The following is a 20,025-nucleotide window of genomic DNA, read 5'->3' as shown; positions in this document are numbered from 1 at the left end:
CTGGTTCGGTGAGTCACCCTAAAGCCTCTGCAGATCATGCAATTTTCCATCATCGGTAAAGCGCATGACAAAGCTGCCGTATACGCCATCATGGCGCAGAAAGCGCCGCAGGTGATGGGCAGGCAGGCTGATGCTGCGCCCATCACGACTGCGCAGCCAGACCCGACCTGCGCGCCCCTGGTACCAGGCCAGGTAGCGCTCAGCAGGCAAGGCAATATCGAATATCAGCTGCTGCACTCACTGGCCTCGACAGACAATCGCGCACTTTGCGCCAAATCGAGTAACTCGCGCATGGCTACCGCAACCATCGGGTAGTCGCCACTGCCAGCACTCTTCAGATCGGTAAGCATAGCTTGCCAGCGCTGTACCATGAAGGCCTGACGGCTTATCCAGTCAGCCACCAACTCCTCGACTGACTGCTCCGACTGGCCACTTTGCAGTGCAGACACCGCCATGGCACGGGTTTGCCAGTCGAGATCATCCCGATAACTTTCCCGCGCCAGCGCCTGCCAGTGATTATCCACCTGGAGATTGTTGACCTGCTGGGCAAACCAGGGCAACTGCAGTTCACTGGCAATGGCAAAGAATACCTCAGCCACCCGTTCCGGCGGCTGGGCAACGGCATCGGCTGCCTCGATAATCCCCAGCATGGTATAGAACTGGCCCGTAGCGGCTACTTTGCTCGCCAGTTCCTCAGGCACGCCGGCTGAGGTATAGCGCTTGACCTTGTCCTGCCACTGGCTGAGTACCGGGCCCTGAAGGCGTCGCTCGAAGTCGCTGGCCAATTCACGGATGCGCGGGGCAAAATGTGCGACTTCCCGGGCAGGCGACAGTTCGGTCCGCCGGTTGCGGATAAACCAGCGGGTTGCCCGCCGGCCGAGGCGCATCAGATCATCCATCAATTCCAGCTGCACCTCGGCGGGTATCTGGTAATCCAGTGACTCGATGGCCGCAAAACTGTCCATCAGGCCGAACACATCCCGACCGACCACGTAGGCCTTGGCAATTTCGCCAACCGGGGCGCCAGTAGACTGCTCCAAACGGCGCAGAAAGGTAATGCCCATATGATTGACCAGATTATTGGCCAATTGGGTAGCAATGATCTGACTGCGTAAGCGATGATTATCCAGCGCCCTGGCGAATTTCTTTCCCAGCACCCGAGGGAATGCACTATGCAACTCTGCGGTCAGGTACTCGTCATCGGCAATGCCCGAACTACCCAGAGTTTCCTTCAGATCCGCCTTGGCATAGGACACCAGTACCGACAGCTCTGGGCGGGTCAGCCCCTTGCCCAGCGCCGAGCGCTCGGACAGCTGCTCATCATCGGCGATATATTCCAACCCTCGATCCAGCTTGCCACTGCTTTCCATGTTACTGATAAAGCGACGATACTCGCTCATGGTCTGCAGCGCCTGTCGCTGGGCGAGACTGATCGCCTGCGTCTGCTTGTAATTGTTGGCCAGCACCAGCTCGGCAACCTCATCGGTCATCTCGACCAGTAATTTGTTGCGTTGCTTGCCCGTCATGTTCTGCTCGGCGACCACTTCGTTGAGCAGGATCTTGATGTTGACCTCATGGTCCGAGCAATCAACCCCACCGGCATTGTCGATAAAGTCGGTATTCGCTCGGCCGCCCTTGAGGCAGAACTCGATACGTCCCAACTGGGTCATGCCCAGGTTGCCGCCCTCCCCAATCACCTTGCAGCGCAACTCGCTGCCATTGATGCGCAGGTTGTCATTGGCTTTATCACCGACATCGGCATGTTGCTCCTGCGCGCCTTTGACATAAGTGCCGATACCACCATTCCAGATCAGATCAACGGGTGCTTTAAGTAACAGGCTGATCAAATCTGCCGGTGTCAACGCAGTGGCTTTGGTGGCCAGCAGCTTCTGCATTTCTGCGCTCAGCTTGATCTGTTTCAGGCTGCGTTCGAATATTCCGCCACCACGGGAAATAAGCGTGCTGTCGTAATCCGCCCAACTGGAACGCGGCAGCGCAAACAGGCGTTCGCGCTCTGCATAGCTGGTCTCCGGATCGGGATCAGGGTCAATAAAGATATGCTGGTGGTTGAATGCGGCAACCAGTTTCAGGCTGCGCGACTGCAGCAAACCATTGCCGAACACATCACCGGCCATATCGCCGATGCCGACCACAGTGACCGGGTCTTTCTGCACATTGATACCGATCTCGCGGAAGTGCCGCTGTACCGACACCCAGGCGCCACGGGCTGTGATGCCCATTTTCTTGTGGTCGTAACCGGCCGAGCCGCCCGAGGCGAAGGCATCACCCAGCCAGAAGTCGTAACTGGCCGCTATCTCGTTGGCAATATCCGAGAAGGTCGCGGTGCCCTTGTCTGCGGCCACCACCAGATAGGGGTCATCATCATCGTGCCGAACCACACCGTCCGGTGGTACCAACTCGCCATTGACCAGATTGTCCGCCAGATCCAGCAAGCCGCGAATGAACAGGCGATAGCAGGCAATAGCTTCCTGTTGTACCTCATCCCGGCTGCCGCCCTGCGGCAAGCGCCGGGGTACAAAACCACCCTTGGCACCTACCGGCACAATAACGGCGTTCTTCACCTGTTGTGCCTTGACCAGACCAAGCACCTCGGTACGGTAATCCTCTTCGCGGTCAGACCAGCGCAAGCCACCGCGCGCCACTTTGCCGCCACGCAGATGGACACCTTCAAAACGCGGCGAATAAACAAAGATTTCATACATCGGCCGCGGCAGCGGCAAATCCGGAATCTGTTGCGGGTCCAGTTTGAAGCTCAGGTAATCATGACTATCGCCATTGGCATCCACCTGGTAGAAGTTGGTCCGCAGGGTGGCTTTTATCAGGTCCAGATAACGCCGCAGGATACGATCTTCGTTGAGTACGGCGACATCATCCAGGGCGCTGATGATCGCCTGTTCCAGACGGTTCTGCTTATCCGCCAGATCGTCATTGCCCAGCTTGCGCGCCAGGTAGAAACGGGTCTTGAACAACCGCACCAGTTCATGCGCGATGGTCGCATGATTGCTCAGGGTATTGGCGATATAGGGCAGCTCGAACCCGAGCCGGATCTGTTTCAGATACCGCGCATAGGCTCGTAACAGGCTCACTTCCCGCCAGGGCATGTGCGCATGCAACACCAGACGATTGAAGCCGTCATTCTCGGCCTGCTGATTCCAGATAGCGAGGAAGGCCTCACGGAACAACTGGTTGACCTCCTGAATATCCAGGGCTTCGCTGCAGGTGAACTCGAAATCGTGAATCCAGTACTCGGCGCCATTCTGATGACGGAACTGGAAAGGGTATTCACCCAGCACGCGCAACCCGAGGTTCTCCAGGATCGGCAATACATCCGACAGGGGTAATGACTCGCCCAGGTGATAAAGCTTGCAGTGCAGCACCCCGCTCTTCTGTGCCAAGGGTTGATAAAAGCTCATTCCCAGTGGCTGCTCGGTGGTCAGTGCCTGCAGGTGTTCGACATCCACCACCCCACTCGCCGGCGTAAAACGGTCGCTGTAACCGGGCGGCGGGCCATCGGGAAAATCTTGCAGCACCTGCATGGCCGGAGCTTCTCCAAGCCGGTCGTGCAGACGCATCCTGAAATCGTCCTGCCAACTGCTGCAGGCCTGAACAGCTTCCTGCTCAATCTTGTCGTGATCCACATCCACCGCCTGTTGCGGGTCTACCCGCAGAATAAATTGAGTCCGCGTCAGCACGGATTCCGAGAAATAGGTCCAGAATTCACATTCACTGGCTTGGAGGCGCCGCATCAGCACCTGCTGGATCTTCTGTCGAATCGCCGTGGAGTAAAGTTCGCGCGGCACGTAGGCCAAGCAATAGTAGAAGCGTCCATAGTTGCCGCGCCGTAAAAACAGTCGGATCTGGCTCCGCTCCTGCATCTGTACGATGCTCACTGCGGTATCACACAACTCGCGGGCACTCATCTGAAACAGGTCGTCACGGGGCAGTACCTGCAATACCTGATTCAGCTCCTTGCCCAGATGTCCGCCGGGATCAAAACCAGCTTCCTGTTTGACCCATTCCACCTTCTGCCGCAACCAGGGAATGCTGGCCACATTGGTGCTGTACACCTTGGACGTATACAGCCCCATGAAACGGTGCTCGCAAATCACGGTTCCCTTGGCATCCACTTCGCGGATGGAGACGTAGTCAGGGTATGCGGGGCGATGAATCCGACTCATCTGCGAAGCCTTGGCAAAAGACAACAGCAGCGGGCTGCGCAAGTACTCGATAACGGTATCGGGCATGTCATCGACGCGATCATCAATTGCCCCCTGACACAAAACACCCAGACTCTGGCCATTATCCAGCCCCAGATTTCCGTCGGGAAGCCCCTGATTGATGGCAAAGCATTCGTAACCGAGAAAAGTGAAATGGTCATCCAGCAGCCATTGCAGAAAAGCGACGACTTCCTCGCGCTCGGCTACCGGGAAGAAGCTTTTCCTGCGTTGCTGCAACGCCTTTATCCGTGCCTCCACCTGTTCCCGCATGGCAGCGAAGTCCCCTACTGCCGCACGCACTTCGGCCAGCACGGACTGCAACAGATCATTGACTGCCTGCAACTCACCGGCTCGCGAACAGCGGTCAACCTCGATATGCATGATCGATTCAGCAGAACCCTGGCTGTCATTACTGGCAAACAGCTGTTGCAGATTGCCTCCGGCGTCGCGCTGACTGCGCAGCACTGCATTTTGCAGGCTGTGAATTGCCAGGCCATGATGCTTCAGCGCCATGCGCACGGAATCAACCAGAAAGGGGCTGTCAGGATGGATAATCTGGATGATGCTGTGCGTCGACTGCCAACCATGTTCCTGGGTGTCCGGGTTGAATACCCGCAGTTGCTCCTGCGACCCGCTGAAATGTTGATAGAACCGCCAGAATGCAAGGGTACAACCCAGCAGGTCAGTGTCCTGACGCTGTTGTAATTCAACCAGGGGCACAATGGCAAATAGCCGACGTGCAAAGCATTCCAGCGTGGCCCGATGGTCGCTGCTGACCAGCGGCAGTAGGCGGTCACTGAGCTGTTGCAGGAATTCATCTTTGCTGCTGGCCATAATATGCGCCATGAAACCTCCTCGAAAACACCACCGACAAAATCATTCTCATGGGTTAGTCTAGACCACGCCAGTATCAGTAAGATGACGCATGTCAGCTGACATCAGGTGAAACGCCAATCCGATCATAGAAATGGAAGGCCGCCATGAGCCAACGCGAGGCCCTGCTCAAACTCAAGGACTTTATCCAGCAGCAGATATTCGGTCAGGAGTACCTGATCGAGCGCATGCTGATCACCCTGTTGGCAGGTGGCCATCTGTTGGTTGAAGGTGCGCCCGGGCTGGCCAAAACCAAGGCGATACGGGCCATGGCCAATGGTATAGAAGCGGAATTCCAGCGCATCCAGTTCACCCCTGACCTGCTGCCGGCGGACATCACGGGTACCGAGATATATCGACCGGAAACCGCCAGCTTCAGCTTCCAGCAGGGCCCGATTTTCAATCACCTGGTACTGGCCGATGAAATCAACCGCGCGCCAGCCAAGGTTCAGTCCGCCCTGCTGGAATCCATGGCCGAACAACAAGTCAGTGTCGGTCGCGCCACCTACCCTTTGCCAGAGCTGTTCATGGTCATGGCAACCCAGAATCCGATCGAACAGGAAGGCACCTACCCGTTGCCGGAGGCGCAGCTTGATCGCTTTCTCATGCACGCGCGTATCGGCTTCCCCGATGCTGGCCTGGAACGCCAGATCCTGCATTTTGCCCGTGGTGAAGCTCAGGGCCAGGAGCCGGTAATCCAGCAACCTGTCAGTCAGCAAGAGATTCTGGCTGCGCGCCAGGAAGTGCTTGCGCTGTATATGGCCGACGCCGTTGAGGAATACCTGATCCAACTGATCATGGCGACTCGACGCCCGGGGGAATATCACGAGCAACTGGCCGAATGGATCGAACTCGGGGCCAGTCCCCGTGCGACCATCGCACTGGATCGCTGCGCCAGGGCACATGCCTGGTTGGCTGGCCGCGACTTCGTCAGCCCGGAGGACGTTCAGGCCGTCGTACACGATGTTCTACGTCATCGTTTGCTGCTCAGTTTCGAGGCCGAAGCCAACGGCATTGACAGCGATCAGGCGATCACTCTGTTGCTGGATTCGGTTGCGGTGGTCTGAGCCATGCAGGAATCTTCGGCGCCGGGAGTACTGGTCAGCCTGACCGACTTGCTCGAAGCTCGCCTGCATTGTCGCGAGCTGAGATTATTTGGCAGCCCGCAGCGCAGCGGCCGACAGCATGGCAAGCAACGTGCCCGCTTGCGTGGTCGCGGGGTTGATTTCGACCGGGTGCGCATCTACCAGCCTGGCGATGATATGCGCAGCATTGATTGGCGGGTGACGGCGCGAACCGGTGCGGTACATACCAAGGTATTCAACGAGGAGCGCGAGCGCCCGGTTTTCGTTCTCTGCGAACAGAGCAGCCGGCTTTTCTTTGGCAGTCAACTGCAATTCAAGTCGGTGCTGGCCGCCGAATGTGCTGCACTTATTGGCTGGTCTGCTTTGGCCAATAACGATCGCATTGGCGGCCTGATAGTCAATGACCTTCAATGCCGCGAAAGCCGCCCGCGTCGCAACCGTCATGCCTTGATCAATCTGTTGCGACACCTGCATCAGGCCAACCATCAATTGTCCGGTGTCCGCGAACAGACGCTGCCTGACCAGCGTCCAGAGCCAGTCAACCTGGCTCTGCGTCACGCACGAGAGATCCTGCGCCCGGGCAGCATTGTCTTCATCCTGTGCGACCACAGCGCCATCCACCGCCTGGATCAAGGCCAGCTGGCCATGCTTGCGGCACACAATGAAATTGTCCTGTTGCCAATAAGTGATCCGTTGGATGCCGAGCTGCCCGCCGGCATCTGGGACTTTACCGATGGAGTCCAGCAACTGCAGATCGACAGTCGTGACGCCCGGGTGCGCTACCGCTATCAGGCCGACTATGCCACCCAGCAGCAACAATGGCAGAAACTCGCAAGCCGTATACACGCCCACCTGCTGCCACTGATTACCGGCACGCCCGCGTTGGCGCAACTCAGTCTGTGGCTGAACGGGCAGCTGCCGAGGCATGCCCCATGAGCAGCCCTTTACAGCAAGCGCTGATTCCCCCCATTCAGCCTGAGCCCATTGCTTTCTGGCCACTGGCACCCGGCTGGTGGCTGCTACTGCTCGCGGTACTGACAACGTTGCTCCTGCTGAGCATCGGCATTGGCTTTATTTACCGGCGGCAACAACGGCAACGCCAGGCTGCACGCTGGCTGGAAGACGTCGATCCCGACCTGCCGGACGGCCCCTGGTTGACGGAATTGAACCTGGTGCTCAAGCGCGCCTGCAAGCAACAGGGACATCATGCCGCCATGCTTTATCATGGCAATGACTGGCTGGATTATCTGTGCGCCCGCCGTCCCCAGGCGCAACGCGACTTGTTGCAGCCGCTGGCTGACGGCCATTACCAGCCCGGCATGCAGCTTGACCTGCTGCAACGTCAGTTACTGTTGCAGGAATTACGCCGCTGGCTGAGGCATACCCATGGTTGAGTTTGCCTGGCCATTCGCCCTCTTGCTGTTCCCGCTGCCCTGGCTGCTGCGCAAATTGATGCCGGCCATACGCCAACCGGCAACAGCCCTGCGGGTACCTTTCCTGCAACGCCTGCACACCCTGCCCGCTGCCAGCAACCCGGGCAGTCATTCGTTGCGGCAACTCTATCTTCTGATCTGGGCCTTGCTTGTCCTTGCGTTGATGCGCCCGGAACTGCCCGGCGAACCCTTGCCTCAGGTTATCAGTGGTCGCGACGTCATGCTGGCGGTGGATCTGTCGGGCAGCATGGCATTCCGTGACATGCAACTGAACGGGGAAGAAGCCGACAGGCTGACAGTGCTCAAGGCACTACTCGACGCTTTCATTCAACGCCGCAATGGGGATCGCATGGGCCTGATTCTGTTTGCATCAGCGGCCTATGTTCAGTCGCCCCTGACCCATGACCTGGATACGCTTCGGCAGTGGCTGGACGAGTCCTTTATCGGCCTTGCTGGCCGCCAGACCGCGCTCGGTGACGCCATGGGGTTGGCAATCAAACGCCTGCAGGATCAACCCAACCAGAACCGGGTGCTGTTACTGATCACTGATGGTGCCAACAACGCCGGACAGCTGACACCGATTCAGGCCGCCCGCCTGGCTGCTGCCGAAGGTATTCGCGTATTTACCATCGGCGTCGGCGCCGACAATCCCCAAGCGAGCAACCCGGAAGGTCAGTTCAGCTTCAGTGCCGATCCATCGATTGATCTGGATGAAGCCACTCTGCAGGATATTGCCTTGCTGACCGACGGTGAATATTTCCGCGCAGCAGATAGCGATAGCCTGCAGGCCATCTATCAACGCATTGATCAACTCGAACCGGCGATCCAGCAAACACGCCCCATGCGCAGTGTCAGACCACTCTATCACTGGCCCGTGTTGGCCGCTTTGCTGATCGGTTTTGGCTTTGCTGCCCGACGTTTGCATGCGGAGGTCAGGCATGCCTGAAAGCCTGTTTGGTCTGACCTTGCTAAGACCCTGGTGGCTATTGCTCTGGTTACCCGGCGCCTGGCTGGTTTGGCAACTGTATCGTCGCGGTCGCAGCAGCCAACAGTGGCAGCGACTGATCAGCGCCCGCTTGCAGCCCTGGCTGCTTGAGCAGCAAGCCAACAGCCAGCGTCAAGGACGCTACTGGCTGCTCGGCCTCGGCTGGAGCCTGGCAATCCTGATACTCGGTGGACCGGCATGGGAAACCGACGAGCAGGTTCTGCTGAATGACCGATCAGCGTTGGTCATGGTGCTGGATGTATCTCGCCAGATGCTGGCCAACGACCTGTTGCCCAACCGGCTACAGTTGGCACAACGCAAGATTCATGACATCAGCCAGCGGCATGCTGACAGCCAGCTCGGCCTTGTTGTCTATGCCGGCAGTGCCCACCGGGTCACGCCGTTGACCACTGATGCGCAAACCCTGCGCGCCATGGTCGACAGCCTGCACCCGGAAATCATGCCACGTGACGGCCAGCGTCTTGACCTGGCGCTGGAGCTGGCACGGGAGTCACTGGACAAGTTACCGCCCGACAGCTCGCATGTATTGCTGATCACCGCCGGCCTGCCCGAAGCCCAACAGGAGCAACTGCAACGGCACGCCAGTGAACTTGGTTCACGCCTGGTAATTCTTGGCGTAGGCAGTGCCGAAGGTGCACCGATTCCGGTATCCGACGGTGGTTTCATGCGGCAGAGCGACGGCCGCATCATGCTCTCGCGCCTGGATGCGCCCGCCCTGGCCTCAATCGCTCGCCGCCATGGCGCCGGGTATCATGGCCTGACGCTGGATGACACGGATATCGATTACCTGCTGGGTGACCTGTTTCAGTCCAGCGAGCGCCTGCCGGACCCCAGACGAAGCCTGGCGGACCAGGGGCATTGGCTATTGCTTCTGCTGGTACCGCTAGCAGCGCTGGGGGCCCGCCGCGGCTTGCTGGTCGTTCTGCTCGCCGTATTGTGGCTGCCAGCTCCGGCTGCAGCCAGTTGGTGGCAAGATTTGTGGCAACGCCGAGACCAACAAGCCATGCAGCTGCTGGAGCGAGAGCAGCCTGCCGCCGCCGCTGAACGCTTTGAGCACCCGGCATGGCGCGCCTGGGCCTGGCATGCCGCTGATGATTATGCCCGGGCTGCTGATGCCTGGGCACAATTGGTTGCCGAAGCACCGGAAAATCCGGATTATCATTTCAACCACGGGACCTCGCTGGCCCTTGCGGGACGCTATACAGCCGCGCTCGAAGCCTTCGAGCAAGCGCTCACCCGAGCGCCCGACCATCAGGCAGCACGACATAACCGTAATCGGGTTGAGGCCTATCTGGAAAACCTCCAACAGGAAAACCCGACTGATCCGGGTGAAACGGATGAAGACACCGGTCAAGCCTCGGAAACGGTTAAAGACAGCGACCAGGCGAACGATGAAAAACCGTCCACTGCGGATTTATCGGCGGATTCCGAACCGGCCGGATCATTGCCGAACGAGACCGCAACCAGCCCCTCTGAGTCCAGCGCTACGGCCGCGGAGAATGGCAAGGCTCAAGACTCTTCGCAGGCAGATGACAGGCAACCAGGCACCGAACACCAACCTCGGACGAATACTCGCGAACAGGCCGCGCAGCGACGCTGGCTAGACGAAATTGACGACAATCCCGGCGAGCTGTTGCGCCGCAAATTTCGTCACGAATACCAACTGATGCAGGAATCACCATGACCTTCCGCCGCTACCTGCTATTGGTACTACTTGGCCTGAGCTGGACCAACATGGGCTGGGCGCTGGAAGCCAGCGTCGACCGCACCAGGCTCCTGCTCGGCGACAGCCTCGAACTGACGCTGGAAACAGTGGCCAGCAGCCGTGCCAACCGTCCCGACCTGAGCCCACTGGAGAGTCACTTTGAAGTGCGTGCCAGCCGACAGCTGAGTCTTATCAGTCAGCTGGACGGCCGAACTCGCCCGGTCACTCGCTGGATTATCAGTTTGCGCCCGCGTGAAGCCGGTTATCTGGAAATCCCGCCGCTCAATCTGAATGGAGAGCAAAGCGAAGCCATCAGCCTGATGGTCCTCACACCGGAGCAGGCCGCAGAGGATGCCGGGCTCGAACTGGCACCCATTTTCATTGACAGTGAAGTGGACAATGAAACGCCCTATGTGCAGGCACAGGTTCTACTTACGTTGCGTGTTTTCCATTCAGTCTCGCTGTACGATGACTCCATACTCAGCGGGCTCGACATCCCCGATGCAAGAGTTGAGCGTTTGGGGGAGCCGCACAATTACGAGCAGGTCATTGGTGGAATACGGCATGGGGTGATTGAAGCCCGCTATGCGATCTATCCTCAACGCAGTGGTAACCTGGAGATACCCGCACAGTTATTCAGCGCCACTATTCTGGTTCCGCGTGATCCGGGGGAACGTTTCTCTGCGCGCAGCGGCCAACTGATGCAAGTGCGCTCTCCCAGCATACAGCTGGCAGTGCAACCCATTCCCGCTGCTTTTCCGGCGGATGCCCAATGGCTACCTGCCCGCCAGCTCAGTCTGCAGCAGCATTGGCAGCCAGACCCGGAGCAGGATCTGCTGACCGGCGAACCGCTCACCCGCACCATACACATCCAGGCCAGCGGCGTGCTCGCCAGCCAGCTTCCCGGGCTGAATCATCTTGGTGCCAACGCCGACCCTGCCCTGCGTCTGTATGCCGACCAACCACAACTGACAACAGAGCTGACTGCCAGCGGTGCCCAGGCCGAACGCGAGGACAGTGCCGCCATTGTTGCCCAGCAGGGCGGCGAATACCTGCTTGATGGCCTTACCCTGCCCTGGTGGGATATCGACAATGATCGCCTGGAAATAATCCGTCTTGAACCCCAGGCATTGCGGGTCAAAAGTACCGACAGCTTCCTGACCGGCGGCCCCCAGGCTGCACCCGGCGACCCGGCTGAACCGGTGGCATTGATATGGCCGTGGCAACTGTTCAGCGCCGTGCTGGCACTCGCCCTCGCCAGTTCAATCTGGCTACTCGTGCGGACGCGGCGCCGACTGCTTGAATTCGTCCTCGACAGCGGTGGTGATGGCCCCGTCGATCTCGCTGACAACAACCCTCTGGCCGACTTGCAGGCAGCCTGCCGTCACAACCACCCGGCCGAAGCCCGCAAGGCGCTGGAAGCCTGGGCCAAACAACAGGATAGCGACGGTTTGCTTCATCTCAGCCAGGAACACCCGGAACTGGCAGTTGCCCTGGAACACCTGAATGCCAGCCTGTTCGGCCAGAACCCGGATTCATGGCGCGGCAAGCAGCTATGGCGTGCAGTACGGCGTGTCATCCAGGAACAGCGACTCGAACCAGAAGCCAAGGCCAGTGAGCTGCCAGACATTTACCCGAAAACCTGAGCTGGCCTGGCAGCCACCTTCTTATCGAATAACCGGCCCACTCAAGCCCAGGTGCACCGCCAGGGTATTGCCTACGGAAGTACCAAGCTGACGAGTAAAACGCTCGAAGGGCGATTCGCGATAGGTAAAATCGGTCGTGTTCTCAACCCCGATCACATCGCGCGCGACCATGGAAGTGCTGCCGAGGCCATCAACCAGGCCCAACTCCAGGGCCTGCTCACCATTCCAGATCAAGCCGGTAAACAGGTCTTCATTGTCAGCCAGGCGGTCGCCGCGTCCTTCCTTGACGCGATCAATAAATTGCTGATGCGTATTCTCCAGCACATTTTCCCAGAACTGTCGCTCATCCTGCCGCTCGGGCTGGAAGGGATCAAGAAAGGCCTTGTGCTCGCCAGAAGTGTAGGTGCGCCGTTCGATACCCAGTTTGTCCAGAGTACCAACAAAACCGAACCCGGCCGCGGTCACGCCAATCGACCCAACCAGGCTGGAACGATCAGCATATATTTCGTCTGCAGCAGCAGCAATATAGTAGGCGCCCGAGGCACCCAGATCAGTGATTACTGCGTATACGGGAGTATCCGGATGCTCCTTGCGCAAACGACGAATTTCATCATAGATGTAGCCTGACTGCACCGGACTGCCACCCGGGCTGTTGATACGCATGACAATGCCACGGGTATTTTCATCATCGAAAGCACGGCGCAGGCTGGTTATCAGGTTGTCGGCACTGGCTTCCTGCTGATCAGCAATCAGCCCACGCACCTCGATCACTGCCGTGTGCGGCCCGGTCGACGTGCTCGCCGCATCCATATTGCCCAGGGGTGAAAACAACATGATGGCGACAAACAGGTACAGAAAAGTCAGGCTCTTGAAAAATATCCCCCAGCGTCGGGTGCGCCGTTGCTCCTGCAGGGAGGCTTGCAGGGTGTTCTCCAGCAACGTCCAGGCTTTGGCATCTTCCTTGTTGGCCTGCGCCTGCTTCGCATTGACCATTTCACCCCGGGTCCACCGATCTGACGACATGCGTGCTCCTTAAACACCAACACCCTGAGTCTGCTCACGCATGACCCAGTGATGGAAGTCACTGAAAGTATCCAGGCAGTGCTCTGGTTCACAGGCCAGAAGCTGCTCTCGAGTCATTGCCCCGTAGCTGACTGCAACCGGGCGAACGCCAGCATTATGTGCCATTTGCAGATCAAACACACTGTCACCCAGCATAATGGCGCGCTCTGCCGGGGTATCCAATTGATACAGAATTTGCGCAAGCATCAGCGGATTCGGTTTGCTGGCCGTTTCATCGGCGCAGCGGGTGGCATCAAAAAAACCGGAAAGCCCGTGCTTTTCCAGCACGCGCGCCAACCCCCGGCGTTTTTTACCCGTCGCTACCGCCAACCGGAACCCGGCATCGCGGAAAATATCCAACGCGTCTCGCACACCGTCAAACAATGGCGATGGCACCTCTTCCAGGGTGAGGTAGTGCTGTCCATAGGCGGTACCGAGTCGTTCGGCCAACTGCCTATCTTCTACATTCGGGTAGAGCACAGCAATTGCCTCCGGCAGGCCAAGTCCAATGATCTCTCTGACAGCCTGTGCCGATAACGGGTCGAGCCCAACATCGTCGGCCGCCCGCTGCATCGATAACACGATCTTTTCAACCGAATTGGCCAAGGTACCATCCCAGTCGAAAATCAATGTCTGCAACTCAGTCATCTGCCAGCCTCCGCAGCGTCGCATCCCACTGCCGACCAGGCTCGGCACGCAATTCCAGGCGCTGACCATCGGGTAGTTCAAGCGCAAGAAAAGCGGCATGCAGGAACAACCGTTTGCCACCCAGCTCACGAATTGTCTGGGAAAATTCGTCGTCACCGTACTTCGGGTCCCCGGCAATCGGGTGCCCGGCATGCTTGGCATGCACGCGAATCTGATGGGTACGCCCGGTAATCGGTCTTGCCTCAACCAGCGTCGCCAGGTCGCCAAAACGCTGTACCACCGAAAACTCGGTCAGTGACGGCTTGCCCTCGGTGTTTACCTCGACCATGCGCTCCCCGGAGCGCAGATTGTTTTTTTGCAACGGCGCCTGTACGCGCTTGGTACCGGTAGGCCAACGCCCTCTCACCAGTGCCAGATAGCGCTTGTCGACACCGCCTTCAGCGCGCAGGGCTGCATGCAGGTGGCGCAACATGCTTCGCCGCTTGGCAATCATCAGGCAGCCCGAGGTATCCCGATCAAGCCGATGCACCAATTCCAGTTGCGGGCAATCCGGCCTTAGCTGTCGCATGGCTTCAATGACGCCAAAATGCAACCCACTACCGCCATGCACAGCCAATCCCGGGGGCTTGTTGACGACAATCAACGCTTTGTCTTCGTGGATAATGGCATTATCCAGAGCAGTGAGAATCCCTTGCCCGACCAACACCGGTTCATCGGCCTCGGGCAAGCGAACCGGGGGAATGCGCAACAGATCGCCGGCCTGCAATTTATAGTCCGGTTTAATCCGACCCTTGTTGATGCGCACTTCCCCCTTGCGCAAAATCCGGTAGATCAGGGTTTTCGGCGCACCCTTGAGACGGGTGATCAAAAAGTTGTCGATACGCTGCCCGGCCTGCTCGGCCGAGATGGTTTCAAACTGCACCTGGGCAGGGGAATTGCTGGCTATTTCTTTCATTTGTGCATGATACATTTTTTCATTCAATTGAAGCACTTAAAAAATACTGCTATATTCCGCGAAGCTGCTATACCCGCAGCCGGGGAAAGATGATCACGCCATAACGCGGATCCCGTCCCCAGAAACACTGTCAGACGGGCGCTGCTGGCGCCTTTCAGGAATTGCCCCGCCCGCTGACCACTGAAGCCCCGCCCCATTGGCGGGTCATTTTAAACCCGCTCTCCGAACAGTCGACGAGCGGCACCCGATTCAGATGGGTAAGTGTATAGGTGGAGATGTACAGCTTCAGGATGATGCGACGCGTGCCGACATGCCAATCAATGTCCCCGTCCCAATCCGGCTGATTCCTCCATTAAGACGTTTTTCTGTACTCGCCAGACACAGCTAGTCAGCGCACTGCCCCGGCACTGCGCGAACTCTGAACAAGGGCAAGGTTGGCCCAAACAGAAACACACCTGACACCTAACGGAAGAGTCGTAGGTGCCGTACTCGTGTGCTCCGGACAGCATCGGAAACACAACGGTACTTCATGAAAAGAATGCTGATTAACGCAACTCAACCCGAAGAGTTGCGTGTTGCTCTGGTCGACGGCCAACGCCTCTATGATCTCGATATCGAGTCTGGCGCCCGCGAACAGAAAAAGGCCAACATCTACAAAGGCCGCATCACCCGCGTCGAACCCAGCCTGGAAGCCGCTTTTGTCGACTTCGGCTCCGAGCGTCACGGCTTTCTGCCGCTGAAAGAAATTGCCCGCGAATACTTCTCCAGGCAGCCGGAAGGCCGCGCCAACATCAAGGAAGTGATCAAGGAAGGCCAGGAAGTCATCGTCCAGGTCGACAAGGAAGAGCGTGGCAACAAGGGCGCCGCCCTGACCACCTACGTCAGCCTCGCTGGTCGCTACCTGGTTTTGATGCCGAACAACCCGCGCGCCGGTGGCATTTCCCGTCGTATCGAAGGCGAAGAGCGCAACGAGCTGCGCGAAGCCCTCAACAGCCTGAATGTGCCTGCTGATATGGGCATGATCGTGCGTACCGCCGGTCTTGGCCGCAGCGCCGAAGAACTGCAGTGGGATCTGGATTACCTGCTGCAGCTGTGGGATGCGATCAAGAGCGCTTCCGAGAAATCGGCCCCCTTCCTGATCTATCAGGAAAGCAATGTCATCATCCGCGCCATCCGCGACTATCTGCGTCAGGATATCGGCGAAGTATTGATCGACAATCCCTCGGTACGCGACGACGCCCTTGCCTTTATCGATCAGGTAATGCCGCAGTTCGCCAGCAAGATCAAGCTGTATGAAGACAGCGTGCCCCTGTTCAACCGCTTCCAGATCGAAAGCCAGATCGAGACCGCCTTCGAACGTGAAGTCAAACTGCCCTCGGGTGGCTCGATTGTTATCGACCATACCGAGGCACTGGTCTCCGTCGACATCAACTCGGCACGCGCCACCAAAGGCGGCGACATCGAAGAAACCGCACTGAACACCAACCTGGAAGCCGCTGAAGAAATCGCTCGCCAATTGCGCCTGCGTGACATCGGCGGCCTGATCGTGATCGATTTTATCGACATGACCCCGGCACGCAATCAGCGCGCCGTGGAAGACCGCATGCGCCAGAGCCTGGAAGCGGATCGTGCGCGCGTTCAGGTCGGCCGCATCTCGCGCTTCGGTCTGCTGGAAATGTCCCGCCAGCGCCTGCGTCCGTCACTGGGTGAAACCAGCGGTATCGTCTGCCCTCGCTGTAATGGCCGCGGCACCATTCGTGACGTTGAATCACTGTCACTGTCGGTCCTGCGCCTGATCGAAGAAGAAGCGCTGAAAGACCGCACCGCGGAAGTACGCGCTCATGTACCTGTTGCGGTTGCAACCTTCCTGCTGAATGAAAAACGCGAAGCTCTCGCCGCCACCGAAAGTCGCACCCGCGTGCGCATTCTGGTGCTGCCCAGCGAGCATATGGTCACGCCGCACTTCGACGTCCAGCGCCTGCGCGACGATAGCGAAGCCGTGATGACCGGCGAGAGCAGCTACAGCATGAGCACCGAGATTGAAGCTGAAGAGCCGGTCCCGGTCAGCCAGACCAAAGCCATTGTGCGCCCGGAAGCCGCCGTCAAGCGCATTGAACCAACGCGTCCGGCACCGACTCCCGCCACCCCGGCAACGCCCATTGCTGCGACTCAGGCGGTACAAGAGTCGCAACCCGGCTTGTTCAAAGGCTTGATCAAATCTCTGGTTGGCCTGTTTGCTGCCGACCAGTCCGACAGCGAAGAGGATGCCAGCGCAGACAAGCAGCCCAAGCCCGAAGAGAAAAACCGCAATCAGCGCAACAGTCGCGGTGGCAACGAGCGACGCAACACGCGCAACCGTCGGCCACGTAACGAGCGCACAGAGCGGAGCGAGGGTGACAAAGCCAAGCCAGCCGCCAGCAGCCCGGCACGCAGTGAATCAGCTCCCAGCGAGAAAGCGAGCAGTGAAGAGCGCCCGCAAGGTCGCCGGCGTCGTCGCGGCCCGAGTGGAGCGAGCAATGCCAGCGCCGTAGCCGACACTGACAACAACGAAGCTCGCAAGGCAACTCCGGCACCCCAGGAGCGTCGTCCTCGCAAGGAAAGCAGTGAGGACACTGACAACGAACCGACCAGAAATACCGAGGCCGGCAGCGAAGAAGCGACCGACAGCGAGCGTCCACGCCGCCGCTCGCGGAATAGCCAGCGTCGTCGCAACAATCGTCGCCGGACGAATCCGGATGAAAATCAGTCAGCAGAAGCCAGTGCCAATCAGGGTGAGCAGTCTGAACAGGCCAGCACTGCAGAAGCTACTGAGCAGGCTTCTGTGGCCGATCTCAAGAAACCGGTAGAAGACAGCCTCAATCAGGCTGCCGATCAGGCAGAAGCCAGCATTGAACAAGCCGTCGATGCATTTGCCCAGGCACAACCGAGGGACAACGATACCGCCGAGCAAGAGCAGGCCCGGGTCAAACCGACTGAGCAGCCCCCCCAGGCAGACAGCGAGCCGACGCCTGCTACCGAAAGCACGACTACCGAGACCGACGCAGCACCAACCCGTCCACGCCGGTCGCGCGGTCCCCGTCGCGAGCGCCCGGCAGCAAAAGCTGACGCCAGTGAAACGGTTGCTGAAGCCGATGCGGAAGCCTCAGTCAAGGCTGCCAGTGACGCTAGCGAAGCGGTTGAAACCGAAAAGCCGGCAACGGTTGTTGAAGAAGCGCCGGCAAAACCCGAAGCGGCGAGCGAACCATCGCCCACCAGCGACGAACCCGCATCAGGCGAAGTGAAGATGTCCGTCACTCCTCCTGCAGAGGCTGAGCCCGACGTTAAAATTCAGGCCGAACCCGTAGCAAAAGAGCCGGAAACAGCAGCGCCTTCAGCGCCTGCCGAACAAGTCCAGCCCGTGGTGGAAGCGCCTGCGCTGACAGCCTCAGGTCGTGCGTTCAACGATCCGCGTGAAATTCGTCGCCGTCGCGATGAAGAAAAGCGCAAGGCTGCGGAACAGGCATCTGCCCAGGCGGAAGCTGAAGCTGCCGAGCTGGCCAAACGTGCCGCCGATACAGCCGCTGCCGACGCTGCAGCAGAGGCGGCCAAAGAGCAAGCAGCGGCTAGCCAGGCAGAAGCCGAAGCGACTGAAAAGGCCCTGCAACCACACATCGATGCAGAGGCACCACAGGCCGAGGCTCCCGAGGCCAAAGCCGAACCCACCGACAGTCACGATGAACCTCAGGTCAAACCCACTCAGGCACCGCAACAAAGTGCCTTGCCGATTGATAACGAGGAGCCTTCCAGGCCGGATACGACTGACACTGACGATAAACGCAGCTAAACCCTGCAACCAATCCAATCAGGGGCGCCAAGGCGCCCCTGATTGCATCTGTGGCATGCACCACAACCACGCTGAATGCGTTATGCTCTGTGCTCCAATGCCAACCGAAACAGGTTAGCCATGCCAGACATTCAGCTAAACGGCCACCGCCTGCATTACACCGATCAGGGACAAGGCCCTGCGGTGCTCCTGATTCACGGCCTGGGCTCCAGCAGCCTGGACTGGGAGTATCAATTGCCGGCGCTAACCCCGAACTATCGCGTGCTTACACTCGACATGCTGGGTCACGGACAAAGCGACAAGCCGCGTTCCGGCTACAGTATCAAGGCCTTTGCTGATGACACCCTGGCTTTTATCCAGCACCTGGGGCTGGAGCAGCCGCATATCGTCGGCATTTCCATGGGCGGCATGATTGCTTTTCAAGTCAGCGTAGATCATCCGGACATTCCCGCCAGCCTGACCATCGTCAATAGCGGGCCGGAAGTGGTGCCACGCAGCTTTGCTGATTACCGCATGGCCGGCAAGCGATTGTTCTTTGCTCACGTTTTGCCATTGAAGACCGTATCCCGAGGGCTGGCCCGCCTGCTCTTTCCGGAACCGCAACAGGAAGAGCTTCGACAGAAGTTTGAACGCCGATGGCAGGCCAATGATCGCAACGCCTATCTGGCGTCATTGCGTGCCATTGTTGGCTGGGGTGTGCGCGAACGGCTGGGTGACATCCGCTGTCCGGTGCTGGTGATCTGTGCCGACCAGGACTATACCCCGGTCGAGCAAAAGCGGGCCTACGTGAAAGAGCTGGCCAATGCGCAGCTGGAAGTTATCCGCAATTCTCGCCATGCCACCCCGGTAGACCAGCCGGATGAGTTCAATCAGTTACTGCTGGACTTTCTTGACCGGCAAGTTGCATCCCATCAACCCCACCTGTAATCAAAAGAGACTGCACCATGCTGAAAACCTTGCTTGCCTGCCTGACCACCCTGCTATTACTCAACAGCCAGCTCGTTGCGGCCGAGGAAACCCGGCCACAGGTCACCTTGCACACCAGCCTGGGTGACATCACCCTGGAGCTGAATGCCGAGAAAGCGCCCATCAGCGTCGCCAATTTCTTACGCTATGTCGATGCCGGGCACTATGAGGGCCTGCTTTTCCATCGGGTCATTCCCGGCTTCATGATTCAGGGCGGCGGCTTTACGCCGGATATGCGCCAACGAGACACCGTGGCGGCAATCAAGAACGAAGCGGACAATGGCCTGCGCAATCGCCGCTATACCGTTGCCATGGCGCGCACCAGCGTGGTCGACAGTGCCACCAGCCAGTTTTTTATCAACCTCAGCCACAATGACTTTCTTGATCACAACCCCGGCAATTTTGGTTACGCCGTATTTGGCCAGGTCATCGAGGGCCAGCATGTGGTGGAGACGATCGCCAAGGTACCCACTACGACTCAGGGCGGGCACGGCGATGTGCCGGTCAATCCTGTGGTGATTGAGCGCATTTCGCGCATCGCCGGGGAGAAGCGGGAAGCGTCAGAGCAATAGTTCTGCGGCACTT

At 58.7% G+C, this 20,025-nt stretch carries 14 protein-coding genes; 9 read left to right on the top strand and 5 right to left on the bottom strand.

The window, feature by feature from the left end:
* Positions 1–18: 18 nt before the first annotated feature.
* Together BLU07_RS05685 and BLU07_RS05680 are read right to left on the bottom strand one after the other, a co-directional pair.
* On the bottom strand, positions 19–237 hold the full coding sequence (locus tag BLU07_RS05685; protein ID WP_092385004.1) for a DUF2835 domain-containing protein: 219 nt from the start codon (positions 235–237) through the stop codon (positions 19–21).
* Positions 225–5,084: an NAD-glutamate dehydrogenase gene (locus BLU07_RS05680; RefSeq protein WP_092385003.1), complete on the bottom strand. Its 4,860-nt coding sequence runs from the start codon at positions 5,082–5,084 to the stop codon at positions 225–227. The genes BLU07_RS05685 and BLU07_RS05680 overlap by 13 nt, the downstream gene beginning before the upstream one ends.
* A 134-nt stretch (positions 5,085–5,218) precedes the next feature.
* On the opposite strand from BLU07_RS05680, the gene BLU07_RS05675 reads away from it, so the two are divergent.
* Genes BLU07_RS05675 through BLU07_RS05650 form a run of 6 tightly spaced genes read left to right on the top strand, consistent with a single transcriptional unit; the run spans position 5,219 to position 11,986 of the window.
* Positions 5,219–6,178 (top strand): AAA family ATPase, encoded by a 960-nt coding sequence (locus BLU07_RS05675; protein WP_092385002.1) that lies wholly within the window; start codon positions 5,219–5,221, stop codon positions 6,176–6,178.
* Positions 6,179–6,181: 3 nt separating this feature from the next.
* Positions 6,182–7,132, top strand: coding sequence for a DUF58 domain-containing protein (locus tag BLU07_RS05670; RefSeq protein ID WP_092385001.1), 951 nt, complete (start codon positions 6,182–6,184; stop codon positions 7,130–7,132).
* Positions 7,129–7,590 (top strand): DUF4381 family protein, encoded by a 462-nt coding sequence (locus BLU07_RS05665; protein WP_157719093.1) that lies wholly within the window; start codon positions 7,129–7,131, stop codon positions 7,588–7,590. Before BLU07_RS05670 ends, BLU07_RS05665 begins: the two co-directional genes overlap by 4 nt.
* Positions 7,583–8,575, top strand: a complete 993-nt coding sequence (locus tag BLU07_RS05660; RefSeq protein WP_092384997.1) for a vWA domain-containing protein — start codon at positions 7,583–7,585, stop codon at positions 8,573–8,575. The genes BLU07_RS05665 and BLU07_RS05660 overlap by 8 nt, the downstream gene beginning before the upstream one ends.
* Positions 8,568–10,319 (top strand): VWA domain-containing protein, encoded by a 1,752-nt coding sequence (locus BLU07_RS05655; protein WP_172830090.1) that lies wholly within the window; start codon positions 8,568–8,570, stop codon positions 10,317–10,319. The genes BLU07_RS05660 and BLU07_RS05655 overlap by 8 nt, the downstream gene beginning before the upstream one ends.
* Positions 10,316–11,986, top strand: a complete 1,671-nt coding sequence (locus tag BLU07_RS05650) for a BatD family protein (protein WP_092384993.1) — start codon at positions 10,316–10,318, stop codon at positions 11,984–11,986. Before BLU07_RS05655 ends, BLU07_RS05650 begins: the two co-directional genes overlap by 4 nt.
* Before the next feature lie 21 nt (positions 11,987–12,007).
* On the opposite strand, the gene sppA is transcribed toward BLU07_RS05650, so the two are convergent.
* From sppA to rluC, 3 genes are read right to left on the bottom strand one after another with little or no spacing between them, the layout of a single operon-like run.
* Positions 12,008–12,979, bottom strand: a complete 972-nt coding sequence (gene sppA / locus BLU07_RS05645; protein ID WP_092389610.1) for a signal peptide peptidase SppA — start codon at positions 12,977–12,979, stop codon at positions 12,008–12,010.
* Positions 12,980–13,018: 39 nt separating this feature from the next.
* Positions 13,019–13,696 carry an HAD-IA family hydrolase gene (locus tag BLU07_RS05640; protein ID WP_092384990.1) on the bottom strand — a complete coding sequence of 226 codons (678 nt, stop codon included), beginning with the start codon at positions 13,694–13,696 and terminating at the stop codon, positions 13,019–13,021.
* Positions 13,689–14,651, bottom strand: a complete 963-nt coding sequence (gene rluC, locus BLU07_RS05635; protein WP_092389608.1) for a 23S rRNA pseudouridine(955/2504/2580) synthase RluC — start codon at positions 14,649–14,651, stop codon at positions 13,689–13,691. Before rluC ends, BLU07_RS05640 begins: the two co-directional genes overlap by 8 nt.
* 529 nt (positions 14,652–15,180) lie before the next feature.
* Here rluC and rne point away from each other — a divergent pair.
* The 3 genes from rne (at position 15,181) to BLU07_RS05620 (ending at position 20,012) form a co-directional block, all read left to right on the top strand.
* On the top strand, positions 15,181–18,474 hold the full coding sequence (gene rne / locus BLU07_RS05630; RefSeq protein ID WP_197675068.1) for a ribonuclease E: 3,294 nt from the start codon (positions 15,181–15,183) through the stop codon (positions 18,472–18,474).
* A 120-nt stretch (positions 18,475–18,594) separates the two neighbouring features.
* Positions 18,595–19,401: an alpha/beta fold hydrolase gene (locus BLU07_RS05625; RefSeq protein WP_092384986.1), complete on the top strand. Its 807-nt coding sequence runs from the start codon at positions 18,595–18,597 to the stop codon at positions 19,399–19,401.
* A 17-nt stretch (positions 19,402–19,418) separates the two neighbouring features.
* Positions 19,419–20,012, top strand: coding sequence for a peptidylprolyl isomerase (locus BLU07_RS05620; protein ID WP_092384984.1), 594 nt, complete (start codon positions 19,419–19,421; stop codon positions 20,010–20,012).
* Positions 20,013–20,025 lie beyond the last annotated feature (13 nt).

Source organism: Halopseudomonas salegens (assembly GCF_900105655.1).
GTDB lineage: Bacteria > Pseudomonadota > Gammaproteobacteria > Pseudomonadales > Pseudomonadaceae > Halopseudomonas > Halopseudomonas salegens.
This window is presented reverse-complemented; position numbering and strand designations above follow the sequence as displayed.